The 21,201-nt window shown below is 34.5% G+C and carries 13 protein-coding genes; 3 read left to right on the forward strand and 10 right to left on the reverse strand.

Features of this window, described 5'->3' with window-relative positions:
• Window positions 1-3: 3 nt before the first annotated feature.
• The 3 genes from JI747_RS20125 to argS all read left to right on the forward strand — a co-directional run bounded on the left by JI747_RS20125 (window position 4) and on the right by argS (window position 6,342).
• Complete coding sequence (locus JI747_RS20125) at window positions 4-2,928, forward strand: SusC/RagA family TonB-linked outer membrane protein (protein ID WP_225690725.1); 2,925 nt, start codon at window positions 4-6, stop codon at window positions 2,926-2,928.
• Between the two features lie 6 nt (window positions 2,929-2,934).
• Window positions 2,935-4,497: a SusD/RagB family nutrient-binding outer membrane lipoprotein gene (locus JI747_RS20130; RefSeq protein ID WP_225690727.1), complete on the forward strand. Its 1,563-nt coding sequence runs from the start codon at window positions 2,935-2,937 to the stop codon at window positions 4,495-4,497.
• An 84-nt stretch (window positions 4,498-4,581) separates the two neighbouring features.
• Complete coding sequence (gene argS / locus JI747_RS20135; RefSeq protein ID WP_225690729.1) at window positions 4,582-6,342, forward strand: arginine--tRNA ligase; 1,761 nt, start codon at window positions 4,582-4,584, stop codon at window positions 6,340-6,342.
• A gap of 35 nt (window positions 6,343-6,377) precedes the next feature.
• Here argS and JI747_RS20140 read toward each other — a convergent pair whose 3' ends face one another.
• The 10 genes from JI747_RS20140 to JI747_RS20185 all read right to left on the reverse strand — a co-directional run bounded on the left by JI747_RS20140 (window position 6,378) and on the right by JI747_RS20185 (window position 20,969).
• Window positions 6,378-7,205 (reverse strand): carboxypeptidase-like regulatory domain-containing protein, encoded by an 828-nt coding sequence (locus tag JI747_RS20140; RefSeq protein WP_225690731.1) that lies wholly within the window; start codon window positions 7,203-7,205, stop codon window positions 6,378-6,380.
• Window positions 7,206-7,214: 9 nt separating this feature from the next.
• Window positions 7,215-7,799 carry a DUF6705 family protein gene (locus JI747_RS20145; RefSeq protein ID WP_225690733.1) on the reverse strand — a complete coding sequence of 195 codons (585 nt, stop codon included), beginning with the start codon at window positions 7,797-7,799 and terminating at the stop codon, window positions 7,215-7,217.
• Between the two features lie 58 nt (window positions 7,800-7,857).
• Window positions 7,858-8,445, reverse strand: a complete 588-nt coding sequence (locus tag JI747_RS20150; protein ID WP_225690742.1) for a DUF6705 family protein — start codon at window positions 8,443-8,445, stop codon at window positions 7,858-7,860.
• Window positions 8,446-8,454: 9 nt separating this feature from the next.
• Entirely contained in the window at window positions 8,455-9,027 is a 573-nt protein-coding gene (locus tag JI747_RS20155) for a DUF6705 family protein (RefSeq protein WP_225690744.1), read from the reverse strand.
• Between the two features lie 140 nt (window positions 9,028-9,167).
• On the reverse strand, window positions 9,168-9,755 hold the full coding sequence (locus tag JI747_RS20160; RefSeq protein ID WP_225690746.1) for a DUF6705 family protein: 588 nt from the start codon (window positions 9,753-9,755) through the stop codon (window positions 9,168-9,170).
• Between the two features lie 53 nt (window positions 9,756-9,808).
• On the reverse strand, window positions 9,809-10,408 hold the full coding sequence (locus JI747_RS20165; RefSeq protein ID WP_225690748.1) for a DUF6705 family protein: 600 nt from the start codon (window positions 10,406-10,408) through the stop codon (window positions 9,809-9,811).
• Between the two features lie 16 nt (window positions 10,409-10,424).
• On the reverse strand, window positions 10,425-11,771 hold the full coding sequence (locus JI747_RS20170) for a hypothetical protein (RefSeq protein WP_225690750.1): 1,347 nt from the start codon (window positions 11,769-11,771) through the stop codon (window positions 10,425-10,427).
• Window positions 11,772-12,444: 673 nt separating this feature from the next.
• On the reverse strand, window positions 12,445-13,371 hold the full coding sequence (locus tag JI747_RS20175) for a YihY/virulence factor BrkB family protein (RefSeq protein ID WP_225690752.1): 927 nt from the start codon (window positions 13,369-13,371) through the stop codon (window positions 12,445-12,447).
• 29 nt (window positions 13,372-13,400) lie between these two features.
• Window positions 13,401-15,728: a translocation and assembly module lipoprotein TamL gene (gene tamL, locus JI747_RS20180; RefSeq protein WP_225690754.1), complete on the reverse strand. Its 2,328-nt coding sequence runs from the start codon at window positions 15,726-15,728 to the stop codon at window positions 13,401-13,403.
• Between the two features lie 213 nt (window positions 15,729-15,941).
• A complete protein-coding gene (locus JI747_RS20185) occupies window positions 15,942-20,969 on the reverse strand; it encodes a translocation/assembly module TamB (RefSeq protein WP_225690764.1) in 5,028 nt (1,675 codons plus the stop codon).
• Window positions 20,970-21,201: the final 232 nt, after the last annotated feature.

The following is a 21,201-nucleotide window of genomic DNA, read 5'->3' on the forward strand; positions in this document are numbered from 1 at the left end:
GATATGAAGAAACTAACAGCGGGTGTGCTTGTGTTAGTACTATCCTCATCTTTAGCTGTAGCGAATGCTCAACAGAAGAAGTCGGATACAGTAAGAACTCAAGACATTGAAGGTGTAGTGGTAACTGCACTAGGTATTAAAAGAGAGAAAAAAGCTCTAGGTTATGCGGCTCAGGAAGTCAAGGGTGATATTATTTCGGATGCAGGACAAACTAATGCAGTAAGTGCATTATCTGGAAATGTAGCTGGGGTACAAGTTACTGCACCGAGTACAATGGGAGGTTCTACGAGAATTACTATGAGAGGAATAAGCTCTATTGGTGGAGAAAATAGACCTTTAATTGTTGTGGATGGAGTACCATTAGATAATTCAAATGTTAATGATAGTGACACACAGAGAGGAGCTGGAGGTAGAGATTATGGAGATGCTTCATTTGATATAAATCCAGATGATATTGAGAGTGTAACTATATTGAAAGGAGGACCCGCTGCTGCATTATATGGCTCTAGGGCTGGAAATGGTGCTATAATATATACTACGAAGTCTGCAAAAAAAGGAAAGACAGACGTGCAGTTTAATACGGGTGTCGCTTTTGAAAGCATTTATATTAGACCTAAATTACAAAATCAATATGGAGGAGGGTATTCTGATACTTTACCTACTGCAACGATTAATGGTCAAACATATAATATTCAAGAATACGAAACGGATGCATCTTGGGGGCCAAAATACGATTCTAATTTAATGTATTTACCTTGGTATGCTTTTGATCCTGAATTTTCGAATGATTATTTGAAAGCTGTTCCATGGGTAGCTCCTAAAAATGATGTGGATTCATTTTTTAATACAGGAGTTACATATACAAATAACCTTTCTGTAGCTAAATCTTTTGGGGATACAAACATTAGGTTATCTTATACCAATACAAACATTTCGGGGATTGTTCCTACTTCTAAAATTAAAAAGGATAATTTTAGTATTAACTTAAATTCTAAATTATCTGAAAATTTGAAAGCTGAAGCTATTATGAACTATGTTCATACAGAAGGTTTTAATAGACCTGAAGTTGGATATGGAGATAACTCTGTCGCGCAAAAGTTTTATCAATTTGGACAAAGGAATTTAGATTTTAGTAAACTAAAAGATTATAAACTTGCGGATGGAAGTCAAAGAACATGGAACAGAACAGCTTGGGATGATGCCACTCCTTTATATTCTGATAACCCGTATTGGACTATAAATGAGAATACCTCAGCAGATTCAAGACAAAGATTTTTTGGAAATGCAGGTCTTACTTATAATTTTGACAAACATTTTTATGTTGTAGGTAAGGTTTATGGAGATGTTTATTCACAAAATATTAGTTCAAGGGTAGCAGTAGGATCACAAGCTATTTCTAATTTTACTTTGCAAAAAAGAAATGTTTCTGAATTTAATTATGAGGGAAGAGCACATTATAATAATAATTTTGGAGATTTTAGTTTAAATTCTTTTGCTGGATTCAATTACAGGGATAATAAGCTTAGTTGGTTAAATGGTACAACTGTAGGAGGGTTAGTTATACCTGGATTGTACAATTTAAATAATGGAGTAGAAAATTCTCTTGCTTCTAATTATGAATCACATGCTGCAGTAAAAAGTATATTTGGTTCAGTTTCAATAGGATATAAAGACTTGTTATTCCTGGAAGCAACTGGTCGAAATGACTGGTATTCAATGTTAAATAAGAGCGGTTTCTATCCATCTGTTACAGGAAGTTTTGTTTTTTCTAATGTATTGAAAAATAATTGGTTGTCTTTTGGTAAGGTAAGAGCTGGGTGGTCTAGTATTGCACAGGGTACTACTCCTTATGCAAGAGAAACATATGTTACATTCGGTTCTCCTTTTAATGGTGCTCCTCAATACTCAAATCCAAATACGGCTGCCAACCCAGATATTAAACCAGAACTTAAAATTACTCAAGAAGTTGGTTTAGAAGCACGATTTTTAAAAAACAGATTAGGATTTGATGTAACATATTATCAGACAAAATCGAAAGATCTAATCCTAGCAGTTCCTATTGACCCTGCTACAGGATATTTATTTAAAACTATTAATGCAGGAGAAATGACTAACAAGGGAATTGAAGCCATGGTTACAGTTACTCCTGTAAGAAATGAAAACTTTTCTTGGGATGTAACTTGGAATTTTGCAAGAAATAGAAACAAATTAGTCAATTTATATCAAGACTTACAAAACCAGGTTCTTACAAATGCTCCGTTTAGAGCTCAATTAGTTGCCCAGGTTGGTCAGGCTTATGGTGCGATTTTCGGAACAGACTATGTGTATGATGCTAATGGTAACAAAGTGGTTGATGAAAATGGTTTCTATAAAGCTTCTGAAATTAAATCTTTGGGATCTATATTACCTGATTATAATATGGGATTCAGGAATACAATAAAGTATAAGTCGTTAAGTTTATCTTTTCTTATTGATATTCAGAAAGGAGGAAAATACTTTTCAACAACCCATATGTGGGGAATGTATTCTGGTATGCTAGAAGAATCAGCTCTTGGTGGAAATAGAGAAGCGGGGGTTATTCTGGATGGTGTTAAAGAAGATGGTACTAAAAATGATATTTTATTAGATGCTCCAACATGGGGAGGAACATACTATAATACTGTGGATGCTCAAAATGTTTTTGATGCCAGCTATATTAAACTTAGAGATATTACCTTAGGATATGATTTGCCAAAATCTCTTATTGGCAATAAAATTCAAGGGATTAGAGTTTCAGCATTTGCTAGAAATTTATTTGCGTGGAATCTTGCTAATAAAGGAATTGATCCGGAAAATACATCTTATGGTTCAGGTAATGTACAAGGATTAGAAGGAGGTTCTCTTCCTTCAACGAGAACTTATGGGGTCAATGTTAATTTTAAATTTTAAGGAAAAATGAAAAAAATAGTTTTAATATTATCTGTTTTTGCTGTAACATTAACATCAAATAGTTGTTCAGATAAATTTGATGAGATAGATGTAAATCCTAACTCAACAAGCAAGCCTTTAACTTATGGTTTGTTTAATAGTGCCAATAAAGAGTTGATGGATAACACAAGAGATGAATGGCAGTCCGCAAGAATTACTCTTCCTTGGGTACAATATTCTGCTCAAAGAGCTTATACAGAAGAGGATAGATATCAATATAGATTAACAACAGGTGCTTCATTATGGAGTTTTTCTTATAGAGTTGCTCAGGATTACAAAACAATTATAGATTTAAATGTTGATCCAACTACAAAAGTACAAATGAGTGCTTATGGACCTACTGAAAATCAGATTGCGGCAGCAAGAGTAATGTTATCATACACATTTCTTACTTTAGCTGATTCTTTTGGAGATATACCTTATTATTCATATGGAAATCAGGATCCTGATTTCCAGGCTTTAAATGTAGATGGACAGTTACAACCAAAATTTGCCAGCCAGCAAAAAGTTTATGCAGATATTATGAAAGAGCTTAAAGAATCTGCTGAAATGATTGATGAAAGTCAGGTTGTGTTTAAACAAGGGGATGTATTATTTGGTTCTGGAGAAAAACTTAAAAGATTTGCAAATTCTCTTAGATTAAGAGTTGCAACTAGAGTAAAAGGAGTTGTTCCGGGAGCTGAAGCTCATATTACAGATGCTATTGCTTCTGGTGTTATGCAATCTAACGATGACAATGTTGGGGTGACGTATGAAAATAATTTGATTAATCCTTCTCCGTTATATGATGACTTTAGAACAAGATCTGATTTTGCTATTTCTAAAACTTTTGTAGAATTGCTAAAAGGTAATGTTGGTAGTTTTGATTTAGATCCTCGTTTATTTAAATTTGCTACTCCTAAGGGAACAAGCAAAGCTTTGATCTTAGCAGGGACCTCTCCTGAATCAACAGACCCTAATGATTTTAATGGAATGCCATATGGAATTACAAGTTCATTAGCTCCTAGCCAGGCTTCTTCAGCAAACTTCTTTAGTAAAAATATTTTGAAACCAGATTATACAGAAATTTTGATGGAATATTCTGAAGTTCAATTTTTATTAAGTGAGGCTAATGGTTGGTCTCAAGCTAATTATGTTAATGGTGTAACAGCTTCTTTAGAAAAATGGGGAGTAAGTAGTGCTGATATCAATACTTACGTTTCTACTTTACCTGCCGCTTCTAAAGCAAATGTTCTTACTCAAAAATATATTGCTTTATTTATGCAACCTTATGAAGCTTGGGCAGAGTATAGAAGAACAGGCTACCCAAATACACTATTGTTACCAGGGCAAACCGGAACTTTGAATGTAGCTAGCGGTGGAAGCACAACATATACTTTCACATCTTTAATAGCTGGATTAAATGATTTACCAAATAGATTATTTTACCCTACCACTGTACAAACACTTAATACAGCCAATTATCAGGCGGCATCAGCTGCTATAGGAGGAGATAAAATGAATACAAAATTAATTTGGGATAAAAATTAACAGTCATACACAAATTTTAATATTTTAAAAACCGTCGAAAGGCGGTTTTTTTATTTCCGTATATTTGTAGTTCAAAATTGAATAATGAATATTAAAGATATAATAGAGCAAAAATTGGCAGATGTGATCCTGAATGTCTTCCAACTGAAAGATATTAAACTGGAAATTCAGGAAAATAAAACTGAATTTGAAGGAGATTTTACGATCGTAACTTTTCCCTTGGTGAAGCAGCTGAAAAAAAATCCGGAGAGTATTGGGGTTGAACTTGGAGAAGCTTTAACAGAGCAGACTGAATTATTGGAAAGTTTCAATGTAGTGAAAGGATTTCTTAATGTTAAAGTTAAAAACCAGTTTTTTGTAGATAATTTTAAATCGATAGCGAATCAGTTTGATACTGTTGAGAAGAAAAATTCTACGGTAATGGTAGAATACTCTTCTCCGAATACCAACAAGCCACTTCACTTAGGACACATTAGAAACAATTTATTAGGATTTTCTGTGGCTCAGATTCTTAAAGAAGCTGGGTATGATGTGATCAAAACTCAGATTATTAATGATAGAGGAATTCACATTTGTAAGTCGATGTTGGCTTGGGAAAAATATGGACAGGGCGAAACTCCCGATGCTACTCATACTAAAGGAGACAAGTTTGTCGGGAATTATTATGTGAAGTTCGATCAGGAATATAAGCAGGAAATTGCTCAGCTTGTCGCTCAGGGAATAAGTGAAGATCAGGCAAAAAAAGAAGCTCCTTTAATGAAAGAAGCTCAAAAAATGCTGCTGGATTGGGAAAATGGAGATGAAAAAGTAAGAAACCTTTGGAATGAAATGAATTCCTGGGTATACAAAGGATTTAATGAAACCTATAAAAGATTAGGAGTAGATTTCGATCAGGTACAATACGAAAGCAATACCTATATTCTTGGAAAAGATCTTATTCAAGAGGGGTTGGATAAAGGAGTTTTATATCAGAAAGAAGACGGTTCTGTTTGGTGCGATCTGACAGATGAAGGATTGGATCAAAAACTCTTATTGCGTTCAGACGGAACTTCTGTATATATGACGCAGGATTTGGGAACTGCTGTAGAACGTTTTAAGCAAAATGATATTAAAAAGCTTATTTACACAGTAGGAAATGAGCAGGATTATCATTTCCAGGTTCTATTTAAGATTCTAGGGAAATTAGGATATTCTTGGGCAGATCAATTATACCATTTATCATATGGAATGGTGGAGCTTCCTAACGGAAAAATGAAATCCCGTGAAGGAACAGTGGTAGATGCTGATGATCTGATGCAGGAAATGTATGCTATCGCAAAATCTAAAGCTGAAGAGTTAGGGAAATTAGAAAACCTTACGGAAGAAGAAAAGAATGCAAACTATGAGAATGTAGGAATTGGAGCGTTAAAATACTTCATGCTGAAAGTTGATCCGAAGAAAAAAATGCTCTTCAATCCGGAAGAAAGTATCGATTTTAACGGAAATACAGGCCCTTTCATCCAGTACACTTTCGCACGTATTCAGTCTTTATTGGCAAAAGCAAATTTTGAACAGAAAGAAATTGCTACAGTTGAATTAAATCAGTCTGAAAAAGAACTGATCATGCAATTAGCAAATTATAAAATTGTTGTTGAAAAAGCAGCTGAGGTTTTAAGCCCTGCTTTGGTAGCCAACTATGTATATGATTTGGTAAAAACATATAATTCTTTCTATCAGAGTAATCCGATTATGAATCAGGAAGATGAGAATGTAAAGCAGTTCCGTCTGAGTGTTTCGGATCTTACAGCAAAAACGATAAAAAAATCGCTGCATCTTTTAGGTATAGAAACGGTGAACAGAATGTAAAAAATAACCCCTCAGAATTTTCTGAGGGGCTATTTTTAATTTGAGAATAATAATTGTACAGTTTCTAAATAGCTTTTTTGGGCAATAACTTCTGCTTCTTTATTAGTAAAAAAGAAATACTGATAATTAGGATTTTCTTTCTTCAGTTTTTCAAACTTTCTTTCACTAATGCTTTTTCCGTTGAAATAATAGTAATCAGGTGGGCTTTCAGACAGAAAAGAAACTCCTCCTATATAAGACAGTTGTGAATCTATCTGGAAAACATTTTTATTTATCTTTTCATTTTTGGTGAATATAATTGATGTATTTTCATAAATATCCCCATTCATTGGATTAGAAGATTTTCTATCAGGATTTTTACGCGTTTCATTGTTTAGTTTTTCAAAATCAAAGTATAAAACATTTTTTCTCTCAAGTAAATCATTGGGTATTTCCAAAGAGAAATTCCCTTCTTCATCGGTTATTGTTTTAAAGTATTTTGATTTGTGGATGAAAAAAACTTCTGCATTGGCTATTGCCTTTTTTGTTCTTTTAAAAATAAGTTTTCCTGATATGTTTGTATTATTTATGGCTTTTTGTTCCGTTGCCAATCTTGAATTATTGTTTGTTTGAGCTTGAACAAAAGTGAGATTAGTGATTAAAATAATTCCGGCAGCAGCTATCGATAATGATCTGGCAGAAATTCTTCCACATATTTCTTTTCCGTTTGCTGTTTTGAAAATATCCTGAACCTGTTTATCCGTTTTATCCGTAAAATCTACAACACATTTGGAACACTTTTTACAGAATTTACCTTCAGCAGAATCCTGCATATTTTCCCAATTTTCAGGGCAGGGATTTTGGATTTTAATATGGTTTTTCATTGTTTGTATTTATTGCTTTGTCAATGTCATTTTCTGAGTTGGTAGTAATGATACAAAAGTTGAAAAATTAGGACATTTTGCAGGATTTAAAAGTCCATCTTTATCCTGAGAATAAAATAATGTCATTTCGTTAGGATTATTGATTTTAGTTTCAAGAAATACATTGCCAGATTCTAAACAATCATAGTTACCAACAAAATGCATAATATATACTCTATTTTGGAAATTGCGTCCAAAAAAGGAAATATTTTGATCTGATTCATTGAACGAGTTATAAATAATATTACCAGAATTATTTTTTATGATCATTCTACCAAAAATCCGATCCCACTTTATATCTTCTCCGAATTGAACTTTTTTTTCGAAATATATTTCATATTGTTTTCCATCGTGGTTTCCTTTCCATGTTCCCACAAATTGATTAAGTCTGTTATTAGTGTCTTTTACATACGTAATGTTCTCCAAATCTGGGCATCCCTCATCATGATTAGTGCGACTTGCACATTCTTCAAATTGTTCCAACGTTCCTATTACTTGAGCTTTACAGGAAATAATCATTAAAAATAATGTGAGTATAAATAATCTGCTTTTCATTGTTTGTATTTTAAAACAAACACCACTAATATATAGTAGTGGTGTTTATGTTTATTGTTTATTGTTTTATGAGTGTCATTTTCTGAGTAGGTAATAACGATACAAAAGTTGAAAAGTTAGGACATTTTGCAGGATTTAAAAGACCATCTTTATCCTGAGAATAAAATAATGTCATTTCATTAAGGTTACTGATTTTGGTTTCAATAAATACATCACCAGATTCCAGACAATCATAATTACCTACAAAGTTCATCACATAGCTTCTATGTTGAAAATTATACCCCAAAAAATAAGTATTATTATCAGGTTTGTTCATAGAATTATAAATAATATTTCCTAAGCTATCTTTTATTAACATTCTTCCAATAATCCTATCCCATTTGACCGTGCCATTTCCAACTTGTAACTTTTTTTCAAGTTTTATTTCATATTGTTTACCTCCAAATGTACCTTTCCAAGTTCCAACAAACTGGTCCAATCTGTTATTGGTGTCTTTTGCATATGTGATATTTTCTAAATCGGGGCATCCCTCATCATGATTAGGACGACTTGCACATTCTTCAAATTGTTCCAACATTCCTATTACTTGAGCTTTATAGGAAATGATCATTAAAAGCAATGTGAGTATAAATAATCTGCTTTTCATTCTTTGTATTTATTGCTTTGTCAATGTCATTTTAGTTTTTGGTAACAACGGAACAAAAGTAGAATAATTGGGACACTTGGCAGGATCAAATGCTCCTTTATCTCTGTCAAAACTTAAATACATAATATTAGGATTATTTTGGCTTACTTCTATAAAAACGACTCCTCTATCATTACAATATTCAACATTTCCAGAGAAATTTAACATATAAGTTTTGTTTTGAATATTTATTCCTCTTAAGTGTGTATTTTCATCATTGGATTCGTTTAAGGAGGAATACAATATATTACCATTGGAATCATTAACTAAAAATCGCCCAATTAACTCATCCCACTTAACAGAATAACTTCCGAAATTAATCTTTTTAATGAATCTAAACTCATATTGTTTTCCTCCATAACTTCCTTTCCATGTACCTACAAATTGATCTAGTCTGTTATTAATATCTTTTACATAGGTAACTGTTTCGGGAAGTCCATCATCAGATTTAGAATATACATAAGCCTGTTCCAATGAAATTATTGATTGAGATTTACAGGAAAAGCTTAATAATAGTATTAATATGAATATTATATTTTTCATTTTTATTTTTTTTTTAATTATTGTGGGTAATCATTGGTTTCCAATTTATTACTTGAATTTTCTGTCATTTGAAACTACTATTCTACTATTACTACCCAGTACAATATTTTAACAATAAACCTCCCGTAAGGAGGTTTAGTTTATTGCTTTGTCAATGTCATTTTCTGAGTAGGTAATAACGATACAAAAGTTGAAAAATTAGGACATTTTGCAGGATTTAAAAGCCCGTCTTTATCCTGAGAATAGAATAATTTCATTTCATTAGGGTTGTTGATTCTAGTTTCAATAAATACATCACCGGATTCTAGACAATCATAATTTCCCACAAAACTCATCACATAGCTTCTATGTTGAAAATTATCTCCTCTAAGTAAACCGGTATCCGTTAATGATTTATTTAATGAATTATAAAGAATGTTTCCTGAATTATCTTTTATAATCATTCTTCCAAAAATTCTATCCCATTTTATACCATCTCCCCATTGAAGTTGTTTTTCGAAATGTATTTCAAATTGTTTACCATTAGAAGTACCTTTCCAAATTCCTACAAATTGATCAAGTCTATTGTTAGTATCTTTTACGTAAGTAATGTTCTCTAAATCTGGGCATCCTTCATCATGATTAGGACGACTTGCACACTCTTCAAATTGTTCTAATGTTCCTATTACCTGTGCTTTACAAGAAATAATTATTAAGAATAATGTGAATATAAATAATCTGTTTTTCATTGTTTGTATTTTAAGAATAAACACCACTAATAATATACTAGTGGTGTTTGTGTTTATTGTTTTATTAGTGTCATTTTCTGAGTTGGTAATAACGATACAAAAGTTGAAAAGTTAGGACATTTTGCAGGATTTAAAAGGCCATCTTTATCCTGAGAATAGAATAATGTCATTTCATTAGGAGTATTGACTTTGAGTTCAATAAATATATCACCGGATTCTAGACAATCATAATTGCCCACAAAACTCATCACATAAACTGTACGTTGAAAATTAAACCCAGAAAAGAAAGTTTCATTATCTGGTTTATTCATAGAATTATAAATAATATTTCCTGAAGTATCTTTTACTAGTATTCTACCAATAATTCTATCCCAGCTCAAATCATCACTTGGATCATTTTTATAATTTATTTTCTTTTCTAATTTTATTTCATATTGCTTTCCATTGGCTGAACCTTTCCATGTTCCTACAAACTGATTAAGTTTGTTATTGGTATCTTTTACATATGTGATATTATCAAGATCTGGGCAACCTTCTTGGTCACGGTTGGGTCGCATCGAACACTCTTCAAATTGTTCCAACGTTCCTATGACCTGTGCTTTACATGAGATAACCATTAAAAAAAATGTGAATATAAATAATCTGTTTTTCATTGTCGTTATTTTTTAATTATTGAGGACAATCATTAGATTGTACACTATTATTTGGATCTAATGTTTTTTTCTGTACAATGCCATTGGATTTTATTTTGTATAATTCAATACCATCTACGTTCATTTTATCTTTTAGAAAAGTAAGAAATAATTTTTCAAAAGTCCATCTGTCATGTAGCTTTCTGTAATTTTTATAGTCTTCTCTCCATTGCGATGTGCCAAATCCCGTTTTTATATCTGAAGCAGTACCTGTAAACATAATGGTGTAGTTTCCGTAGCTGGAGACCATTGTCCCATACAGTTGGCTGTAATCTCCATCGGTAGCCATCTCAGCCATTGTCATTAGGGTATTAACATCCGCAGGAGAAAACATTCTGATGGGCTGTTTTATTATGGGTAATCCATCAACATTCACATCGCCTGTTTCATAATCATTAAGATGAGTATGAATATAGCCTTTGGTATCTGGCGATACAGGAACCGTCAAACCATCTGATTCATCGGTAGAAGTTGCTTGTAGCAAATTTGTAAAAAGTCCGCTTTTACTTTCAGAATAGCCGGATTCTTTCTTTTGGCTTAATACAGAATTTTTTTTAAGCTCAGTCATTTTTTCTTTGTATTCAAAACTTAGATTTTGGTTTTTCAGTGTTTCACAAGGATCATCATCCGTATCCGGCGGGTCAGGGTAGTTATATCCTCCCGCTCCTCCGGTACCTCCGCCACCGCATTCACCTGTTACAGGATCTACATCTCCCAGACAGTCAGAAGCTGGCAAAGCTACTTCCACAAATTTGCAGATGGTTTTAGTCTCCTGTATAGGATATTGCTCACCTCCTGCTCCTTCTACATACCCTACGGTAAGGATGTATTTTTTGCATACGGTGGTAGTTATGGTGCCTGCTTTATTTTCTGAGACCGATGAGGCGCTTATCTTCTCTCTTTCCGTAAAGACAAGAGTCTGAAAGAAGTCGTTGGCCTCCGGGTCTTTATCCGAAAACTGAAAATACACTTTGCTTTTTACCCGGAATACTTCTAATGTTTTTACCACCTTTCCGTCTTTTACTACCGGGGCTATAAGGTAGCTTTCGTTAAAGGTATCCATCGTCATGGCATATTGCCACAAGATAGTTCCGTGGATGCTTCGAATGTAGTTTTCATTCGCATATTCCGCATATACCTCTTGTACTTTGCGGATGTAGGTTTCGTCTTCTTTCCAGAGGCTCAGGGAGCTTCCTTCTTTAAGCAAAGCATTTTGGGAAGTTTCTTTTTCGGCGGGAGAAATGAGATCATCATTTCTACAGGATTGTAGCAGGAAGGCTAAGACTGCCATGTACGACAGCCACGAAATAATTTTTGTTTTCATAAGCGTTGTGTTTTAGTGGATTAAATATACTGTTTTTTTATTAACCCACAATAATGAGATAAATATGGTAAAAAAACGCAATATACAATTACGGGTTTCCGTAATTTGATAAAAAAAGTGGTGCAGGTGGATGAGTTTTTTTGAAGAATGTATTTATAAGACAGCTTTAAGATACCGTATAAATTATTTAATTCATGCGTATATATTGGGGCATTGATGTGCATATATCAGTAAAATGACATGTATAATATTACAAAAAGATAAAGGCAGACTAATGTTTTGATAATAAATTGACTGTGAAAATAAAAACTGTTTTTTGTTCCTTACAGAAAGATCTATAAAAAGCTCAAGAGGTTTTGGAGAAAACCTCTTCATCTTTTTCATAAAACCTCTTGAGCTTTTTTGTAAAAGGTCTTCATCTTTTCTGTAAAGCATCCGTATGTATCATACGGAGATGGTGTGTTGCCTTTGTTATTGGTAATCTATAACCACAAAAGTCACAAAAGAGAAAAGGATATTTTAAAATTTATCATTCTACTGAAAAAGACCTCAAAAGGATAAAAATCTATGGTCTTTATCTTTTTGAGATCTTTGTATTATCTGATAATGCCTTTATCAAAAACTTTCATATCGCGTTTCCATTCAATATGATTTTAAAAAGATATTTCTGGACTTACGTGGGCGTATTTTGATGCTGGCTGTCTTCATACAGCTTGGCATTGCTCCATTTGGCGTGTTTGGAAGGAACAATTTTGTAGCCTTTTTTATACGTATACACTTTGGTGAACTCTGCCCCGAAAAACACCAGCATGCAGGAATAGTTAATCCACATCATAATCAAAATGACGGTTCCGGCGGTCCCGAATGCCGAAGTAGGTTTGGCTGTTCCGAAATAGAGGCTTAATAAAAATTTCCCCAGCGTAAAAAGAATGGTGGTAAGCAAGGCTCCTTTCCAGACCGATTTCCAGCTGATCTCTACATCCGGAAGCACTTTGAACATCAGGGCAAATAGAAGCATCACGATCCCGAAGCCAATGGCAAAATTGATTAATTCCACCAACATATAGGTTTCAAGCCCAAAATAGTCGGTGATGAATTTGTTGAAAATACTGATTAAAGAAGACAGGATCATAGTCACCATAAGCAGGAAGCCGAGAATTAAGATCATTCCTAATGAGTTGGCTCTGTCCAGTAAAAACTTTACGATCGCTTTTTTAGGCGCAGCTTCCACATCCCAAAGCGTATTTAAAGAATGCTGAAGCTGAAAGAAAAGGGTAGTGGAACCAAATACCAATGACCCGATTCCTATGATTTTCATGAAAATATTTTGCTTGTCTATTAAAGCACCAGCAATCATATTTTCCACACTTTTGGCAGCATCGGCACCCATTAATCCGCTAATCTGATTGCTTATTTCTCCGCGTATTGCTTCTTCTCCCAAAAAATATCCGGCAATCCAGATGATAATAATTAATAACCCCGGAATGGAAAATATAGCGTAATAGGCCAGACTCGCAGAATCTTTGGAGGCCGAAGAGTTATTCCATGCTGAGAATGTTTCTTTTACCACTTCCCAGAAAAATCTTATATTTTTTATCATACCAGTATCGGGATTAATTATACATACAACTAGAAAGGATATCCGATGGCAATATTCAGGATAAGATTGTCTTTTCTCCAGCTTGCATCACCAAAATTTATTTTATCGAACGTCCATCTTTCATTTTTTTCATAATAAGGAACTCTCAGTGGCATGGCAAGATCTAATCTTAAAATCAGAATAGAGAAATCTAGTCTTAAACCGACTCCGGCTCCTACGGCAACTTCACTTAAAAAATCTTTTGAAAATTTGGCTCCCGGTCTGTCGGTATCTTCATTGATGAGCCATACATTTCCGGCATCGGCAAAAACGGCAACATTTAAAAACTTATAAAGATTAGCACGGTATTCTGCATTCAATTCTAATTTAATATCACCGGACTGATCAAAATAATAGCCTTGCTGAATCGTTCTCGGGTCAAAACTTCCGGGTCCTAAGGTTCTGGCACGGAACGCTCTCACACTGTTGCTACCTCCGGAGAAAAACTGTTTTGAAAAAGGAATATGCTCAGAGTTTCCGTACGGATAAGCCAGCCCTGCAATAAATCTGGTTGCTAAAGAGGTCTTTTCGGTGAACTTATGATACAGCCTGAAATCATTTTCAATCTTTGCATATTGGCTGAACGGAACCCCGAAAATAGTTTTCTCTTTACCTTTCTCTACATTCGCACCGGTCACCAAGCCTGTTATATTTCCTGCCAGATCCAATGTTCCTTTATAATAAATGGTGGTGGGTTTAGACAGCATGGTATTGGTGTAGGTATAGGAATAAGTAGGCCCGAAGATTAATTGCTTGGTTACAACTCTCTCCAGAGCATCACTTTTTTCGGCCATTTCCTTATACAATTCTGTGACCTTTGCCGGGGAAACATACGTAATGTCAATAATTTTTAAATCATGTTCCTTTCTTGCATTCTCTTTCCACAGATATCCGAAGGAACCTGTGAAGTTATTTAAAGTATAATATTCTGTACGGTTCTGGAACTCGTAGCCTAAAGTAATATTCGTTCTCGGAACAAAAGCACTCGAAGAGTTGAACCTGAACGGTGCAACAATTCTCGGGATTGAAAGCTGAACACTCGTTCCGGCTCTGAACAGGTTTTTAGCATTTTCAGGACCTCCCATCTGGAAATCGAAAGCTCCGTAAATAGCCGCTTTGAACTGTTCTGCTCCTTTGAAGAAATTCCGGTGCGTCCAGTTGAGATTTAATTCACTTCCTGCATAATTGGCCGAATTGGTTCTTCCTAAAGCTTCTAACCGAAGAGACTGTATTTCTCTGGGCGTTAAAAGATAATACGCATCAAATTTATGCTGCAGAGAATCTGAGGTGATAAATTCATTTTTCACGAATTTAAAAACGCCTAAACTGATCAGTCGGTTTAAGGTAAGATTATGATTGGTACGGTTGTATAGATCTCCTTTTTTAAAGTATAAAGCCCTGTCAAAAATCTTCGGTTTGAACTTGTGCTGCGGATCCACAACATAAATATCCTTATAGGCATATCCGGAGAGAGAATCTGGATTCATCGGGATATGATATTTCCCGTCTCTTACATCCTGAATATTGTAGGTCGGGAATACAATCACCTTATCAATACTGAACTGCTGTGTCGAAAGATCCGGAGTGTTGTCTTTCAGTTTTACATTAAGCTCTACCTTATGATTTTTGCTGATGGTACTGTCGGCCTGAACGATGATATTATCAGGATGGAAATAATAAAATCCTTTTTCCTTAAGCCCATTATCAATTCTTTCCCTTTCATTTTTAATCACATCCAGATCAAACGGTCGGTTGGGTTTCAGGAAGGTTTTATTCGTTAAATTCTGAATTTCCTTATTGACTAATGAAGAATCTTTCTGAAATTTAACATTGCTTATTAAATATCTTGAACCTGGTCTTAAAGTATAGATAACCTGTGCTTTTTTATTTTTAGAAACCGTGTCATAGGTCGCTCTTGCATTAAAGTATCCTTTGTTTTCGGAATAATTTTCAATAATGTCTTTGTTGAATTCACGATCTACATCTCCCAGTAAAACGGGCTTTTCCCCCATTTTATATTTCAGCCAGTAATTGAACCCTTTTTCCTTTTTAGGTTCTTTGGCGATATTATAGAAGTATAGTTTAGGCCGCAATCCTAAAAACGTAGAGTTAGGCTTTGGAGTGAGGTTGGCTTCCAAAGCAGTCTTAAGCTCTTTTCTTTCTTTTTTTGAAAGGGAATCGTTTTCTATTTTTACTTCCGCTCCGGTGTAAAGCATCTGTCCTTCTTTCAGAAATTTTGTATTGCTGCAGGAAAGACTCGTCGCTGCAAAACCTGAAGCGCATAAATACCTGAAATATATGGAGAGTTTATTTTTCATTATTTGAACGTGTTTGCTGTTTTAAAATTAACCACAAAAGAGGCAAAAGCTATTTGAAAATGTATTATTAAAAAATAAAAGTTCTCAAAAGAATAAAAACCAAAGATTTTTAAAAACTTATGTGCTCTTATTTACAATGTATTGATATAATTAAAATGCCAATAGCTAAATCTTTTGTGACTTTTGTGGTTAAATAAAAGTTTAAATATTTTTTTATTTGAATTCTACCGCCTTATCCTTTTTATTTTCTTTGACTCTTTTCTCTTTAGATTTTTTGAAAATATCACGGAATTTATCATAATCCAATGTGATAATAAATCCTACGCCGGTTTCTATAATCTGCCCCTGAAGAGCCACCTGATATTCATCTTTACGGTAAGCACGAAGCATATATCTTCCATCTTTGGAAAGGCTGTAGTCTACCGTTACATTTCCGGCAATATTGGTCATGTTTTCATTTTCACGGGCTTCTCCTTCCAATGCGAAATTACTTCCTACAGAAACTTTCAGACGGTCATTCAGTAGTTTTTTACTTACTCCTACATTCAGGTCTGTTCTGGTATTTTTGTTTCCGGTTGAATAATCTTCTGAGGATTCAAGATCAAAATTCAGATCTACTCCTTTTATCAGATCAGAAGCAAGATTATTTAGCTGCTGAGAAAGAAGCTTACTCACACTTTGTCTGGCGATCATTTCACCGGACATTCCTGCACTGGATTCAAAAGGATTTTCACCAATGAAACGGTTTAGTAATAGCAATGCAAAAACCTGTTTGTTCATTTCCGATTCCTGGGTTCTTAGCTGTGCTAGTTTCTGATCTATGGTTTCAGTAACAGCAGATGAAACGGCATTGTTTTTCTTATCGGTGGTAATATCAAATGTAATTTCCGGTTTCAGCAGTTCTCCTTTCATAATCAATAATGTATTGAAAGGGATTCTTTGCTTATACTGATTGAGCTCCGCCGGAGAATCTGTATTTAATTGCTGTTCCACCAGATCAATAGGAGCTGTTTCGGTTTTGTAAATGGCGGTAATGTCAAGTATTGCCGTGGTCGGTTCTCCGGTCCAGGTAATGGTGCTTCCTTTTTGAATGTCGAATTTACGTTTCAGTAAACTTACAGACATTTCATACGCTCCCGATTCTACCTGATATACGCCGACAAGTGTAGTTTTTCCGGATGGATCTACTCCGCCGGTTAACTCAGCTTCTCCTTGAAGTTTTACAAAATCCCCATTTGCTTTATCAATAATAATAGAAAGTTTGGCTTCCTTGCTTACTTCTATATTTACGCTTACATCCATTCCCTTGATGCGGCTTTCTGCATTCAGAGAATCCGCTTTAACGGTTTTATTAAGAACTACCTGATCCTGATCGATGAATTCTACAATTCCGTCTCTTTCCTGTAATGAAGGACTCGACTGAGGAAGTACAAATGAAAAATCTGTAGCCTCAGAAACATTAAGTCTTCCGTCCACTTTTGGAAGATCCAGATCACCACGGATATGAAGATTTGCATCAATCGCCAATATTCCGTACATAATGGCATCGTTCGATTTTTCTGAATTTACCGCTTTGAAATCTTTGGCACTCACATCTAAATTGAATGCAAAATCTCTATACGTCTGGGTAAGAACCTGTCCGTTGATTTTCAAAGAATTTCCGTCTTTATCATTGATTTTGAAATTATCGAATTCAATACCTCGATTGGTAAAGTCGATCTCATCATTCAGCTTTCTGAAATCACTTCCTGTTTTGGCAATTTCAAGCCCTACATCATTGAATTTGACTTTTCCTAAGATGTTGGGTTTATCAGTTGTTCCTGTGATCTTAAGATTTCCTGAAATATAACCTTCCGTATTGGTAATCGCATTCATAGAGAATCCCTGAGCGGATTTCATCTGTAACTGATTGATCGCCATATTCAGATCAAATGTGCTGGAAGAAATATTATAATCTCCCAGAATTCTCACATCATTATTATTTCCTGAAAGTACAACATCAGCATTCAGCAGGTTGGGAGAATTGTTGTTGACTTTTACGGCAAGATTTCCGACAGGATTTCCATAAACGATCAAATCTGAAATATTTAAATCTGAAGTGAAAGACATTTTTTTCGTCAGATCTCTCAACTGGGCTGTTCCGTTGATGGTTCCTTTAGCCAGAACAGTATCTTTTTTAATTAATTCCGTAATGGTTTCAATCTTAAAATCTTTTAGAGAAACATTTAAAGGAGCATTCGGAGATTGAGATTCCGACTGCAATAGGATCTCGCTTCCTCCATTTGAAAGTCTGAAGTTATCTGCCAGAATTCCTTTGCTGCTAATTTGGATTTTGTTTCCTTCACCTACCGTCCAGTCAGTGTAATTTAATTTTAATCCATCCGGATTTAAAGATATTTCTGTGATATCATTCAATGATTTTGCATTTCCGGCGATCAGGAACTGGGTCACATCTTTTTGATCCTTCGTGGTAATATTGTAATTGATGATGTTGTTTGAAACATCACCTCCGATATTCACTTTATTTAAAGCAAAACTTGAGCTTTTTAACCCTGCAACATACAGATTATACTGCAACGCCTGATTTTCGTTGGTGACTTTTAAGGTTGCGTTTTCAATGGAGTTTTCACCATACAGAAGCTGCGGAATCTGTCCGTCGATTTCAATTTTCTGAGAATCTGCATCATAATTTCCGGTCAGATTAATGGTCTCAAAACTCTTCAGATCCGGAACAAATTTTCTGATGATATCATCATTTTTAATTTTTGCATTAAAAGTGAAAAACTGTCCCTGTTGAATTTTCTGAGCTTTTCCTGGCTTTTGGAACTGATAATACTGATTGATGGTATTCGATAAAGAACCAAAAATCTGTGTCAGTTTATATTTTCCTTTCAGTTCTACATCTGCAACCTGCGAATTAAGAACGATATTAGTAGAATCGTTTGTTGAAGAAGCTTGTAAATTCACTTCCTGCACAGGATAGACTTCTTTGGTATCTGAGAAGGCAAAATCTTTTAAATTTAAATAACCATTCAGATTGTCCGGATCCAGATTGGTGAAATCTCCGTCTATTTTTCCTGCAATGATCATCGGCTTTTCATAGAAGCCAAGTTTGTTGACATCCAGTTTTATGACTTCTCCATTTATTTTTACCGTAGGATTTTTTTCGTTGTACACTCCGGAAGCGGTCAGCATAAGATGAGCATTCGGATCTTTTGAGTTTAAAACGATGTTGTAGGCTCCATGGTTTATTTTTCCTGTAAGGTTCATGTTTTGGTAACGGTAGCCTTTGTAAACTGCCGATGCAACGTGTCCTTTTATATCTGCTTTTGCATTTTTAAAATCAAAACTTTCTCCTTTAGCATAAATCTGTGCTGAAATTGCACCGATATCTTTACTCTGAATGATCTTCCCGATCTGTAATCCCTGAAGGTTGGCTTTTACATCATACAATTCATGATTTTTTCTACGCATATCCACTTTAGCAATCACAGCGGCATTTCCGAGACTGGAGTAGAGGTTCAGATTGGCATCAATTACTTTAGTGGTTCCTTTTGCCGTTCCTTTGATGCTCATAGTGGAAGGAAGAGAAATGTTGGAAGGAATTGTATTTTTCGGAACTAAATTGAAAATCGTCTTTGCAGATGAAGATAATTCTGTAATCCTTAAATCATAATATAATTGATCAGGATTCATCGCATTTCTGATTCTTCCTGATGCGGCAACTCTCAGCTGATCTAAGCCTGAAACTTTAAGATTGTTGATCAATAAATCGTTGACGCTTCCTTTTACATTAGCATTAACATTTAAAACTGCATTTGGATATTTATTGAAAGGAACGGTATTTTTTAAAGTAGGAACCAAATTTAAAATATCTGAAAAACCAATTCTGGAATCTTTGATATTGGCTGCAATTTTTACAGCTCCCAAATTGGAACTTAGCTGCTCGATCGAATTATAATTTAAAATGACCTCATCGCGCAATAATGTTTTTGGAGTTTGCAGGTAAAGATCTTTTAAATAAGCTTCTTTCTCATTATAGACGAAATCCGTATTGAATTTTTGAATATCCAGTCCTTTAGCTTCCTGAATTTCTGCTGAGTTCACGGTTCCTGCAAAAGTGTTGTTCTGCATTTTGAAACTTCTTACCTCTACATTCATTTTCGAGAAATTCATGTGATTGAAATCCATTCCCTGTTTTGTAGGAGCAATTGCGGTATTGTTGTACACAACTTTTACATCGTTTAAAACCAGCTTTCCAAGCAAAAGACTCATTGCTTTTTCTTTATCCGTTACTTTGGAAACTTCAGGTTCTTTGCTTTTTTTCGGATTCGCGTTCTGAGCCGGAAGGTAAAGATTGGCATTGATGTCTGCACCTGAAAGGAAAACATTATCTACATTATAGGCGTTGTTTTCCAGATCAAGCTTGTTGACTTTTGTACTGAGTTCTTTGAACAGGACTTTTGCGAAGGTTTTAGTATTGTCGTCGCCGTAATCGATGTCGAAATTGGTAAGTTTTATTCCTCTTAATCCAATCTGCATCGGCTTTTTGTTATTAAGAGAATCGACTTTCTTTTCAACTTTTTTGGAAACCTCTTCTACGAGATCCTGTTTCAGTTTTAGCTTTAATCCGTCAAGATTAATGTCATTAACGGCGTATTTGTTGTTGTTTAAATCAAAGGTTTTTACCCTTGTTTCAAAAGATGTAAAGTAAAGTTTTATATCATTTTTGGATTGCTGGTCGTTGAAAGTAACGCCAATATCTTTTAATTTAATTTTATCTAAAGAAATAATGAACGGCTTCGACGAGCTTTCTTCTTTATCACTGGTTGCAAAAGCATCAATAATATAATCGAAGTTGAATTTTCCGTCCGGTTTCCTCACTACATTTGCCCTGGTTCCTTCCAGATCCACAGAAGTAATGTCTGCTTTGGAATTGATGAGCTTAAGCATATTTAACCCAACATCAAGTTTCCGTACCGCCAGAAGCGTGTCGACATCCTGTCCTTTTAAATACAAATTTTCCATAACAAGACTGTTTGGAAATCCAATGTAAACCCTTTCGAGGCTTACTTTTGTTTTGATTTTCTTTTCAAGATAGACGACTAATTTATCCTTAATAAAGTTTTGAACAGCCGGAAGCTTTAAACTAAAAATGAGCAGGATAAGAAAAACCACTATGGAAATAATGGTTATCAGGAATCGCCTTAAGAGCTTTCTTTTATTGATTTTCAGTTTCAAGAGTGATTCGGTTTTAGACAAATATAATAATACGAATTTATTATCTATCTGCAGTGATACTCTTTTGTGAATACAAAAACCCTGCCTTGACTGCCTTTTTATGGAATTTAAGTTTAGTTGTCGTCAAGTGAATTAGTTGATAAAGACAGTCAAGGCGCGGATTTTCTGTTTTTTAAAAGCCCCCTTTTTATCATTTTTTTTGGTTGAAAAGGTTAGCAAAAATGAAAATTAA

This window comes from Chryseobacterium tagetis, from assembly GCF_016735585.2.
GTDB classification, from domain to species: domain Bacteria; phylum Bacteroidota; class Bacteroidia; order Flavobacteriales; family Weeksellaceae; genus Chryseobacterium; species Chryseobacterium tagetis.

Coding starts and splice junctions, on each gene's coding strand:
- argS (WP_225690729.1), top strand. CDS start 4,582: ATGAATATTAAAGATATAATAGAGCAAAAATTGGCAGATGTGATCCTG.
- JI747_RS20165 (WP_225690748.1), bottom strand. CDS start 10,408: ATGAAAAACAGATTATTTATATTCACATTTTTTTTAATGGTTATCTCA.
- JI747_RS20125 (WP_225690725.1), top strand. CDS start 4: ATGAAGAAACTAACAGCGGGTGTGCTTGTGTTAGTACTATCCTCATCT.
- JI747_RS20155 (WP_225690744.1), bottom strand. CDS start 9,027: ATGAAAAATATAATATTCATATTAATACTATTATTAAGCTTTTCCTGT.
- JI747_RS20130 (WP_225690727.1), top strand. CDS start 2,935: ATGAAAAAAATAGTTTTAATATTATCTGTTTTTGCTGTAACATTAACA.
- JI747_RS20175 (WP_225690752.1), bottom strand. CDS start 13,371: ATGATAAAAAATATAAGATTTTTCTGGGAAGTGGTAAAAGAAACATTC.
- tamL (WP_225690754.1), bottom strand. CDS start 15,728: ATGAAAAATAAACTCTCCATATATTTCAGGTATTTATGCGCTTCAGGT.
- JI747_RS20160 (WP_225690746.1), bottom strand. CDS start 9,755: ATGAAAAACAGATTATTTATATTCACATTATTCTTAATAATTATTTCT.
- JI747_RS20170 (WP_225690750.1), bottom strand. CDS start 11,771: ATGAAAACAAAAATTATTTCGTGGCTGTCGTACATGGCAGTCTTAGCC.
- JI747_RS20140 (WP_225690731.1), bottom strand. CDS start 7,205: ATGAAAAACCATATTAAAATCCAAAATCCCTGCCCTGAAAATTGGGAA.
- JI747_RS20145 (WP_225690733.1), bottom strand. CDS start 7,799: ATGAAAAGCAGATTATTTATACTCACATTATTTTTAATGATTATTTCC.
- JI747_RS20150 (WP_225690742.1), bottom strand. CDS start 8,445: ATGAAAAGCAGATTATTTATACTCACATTGCTTTTAATGATCATTTCC.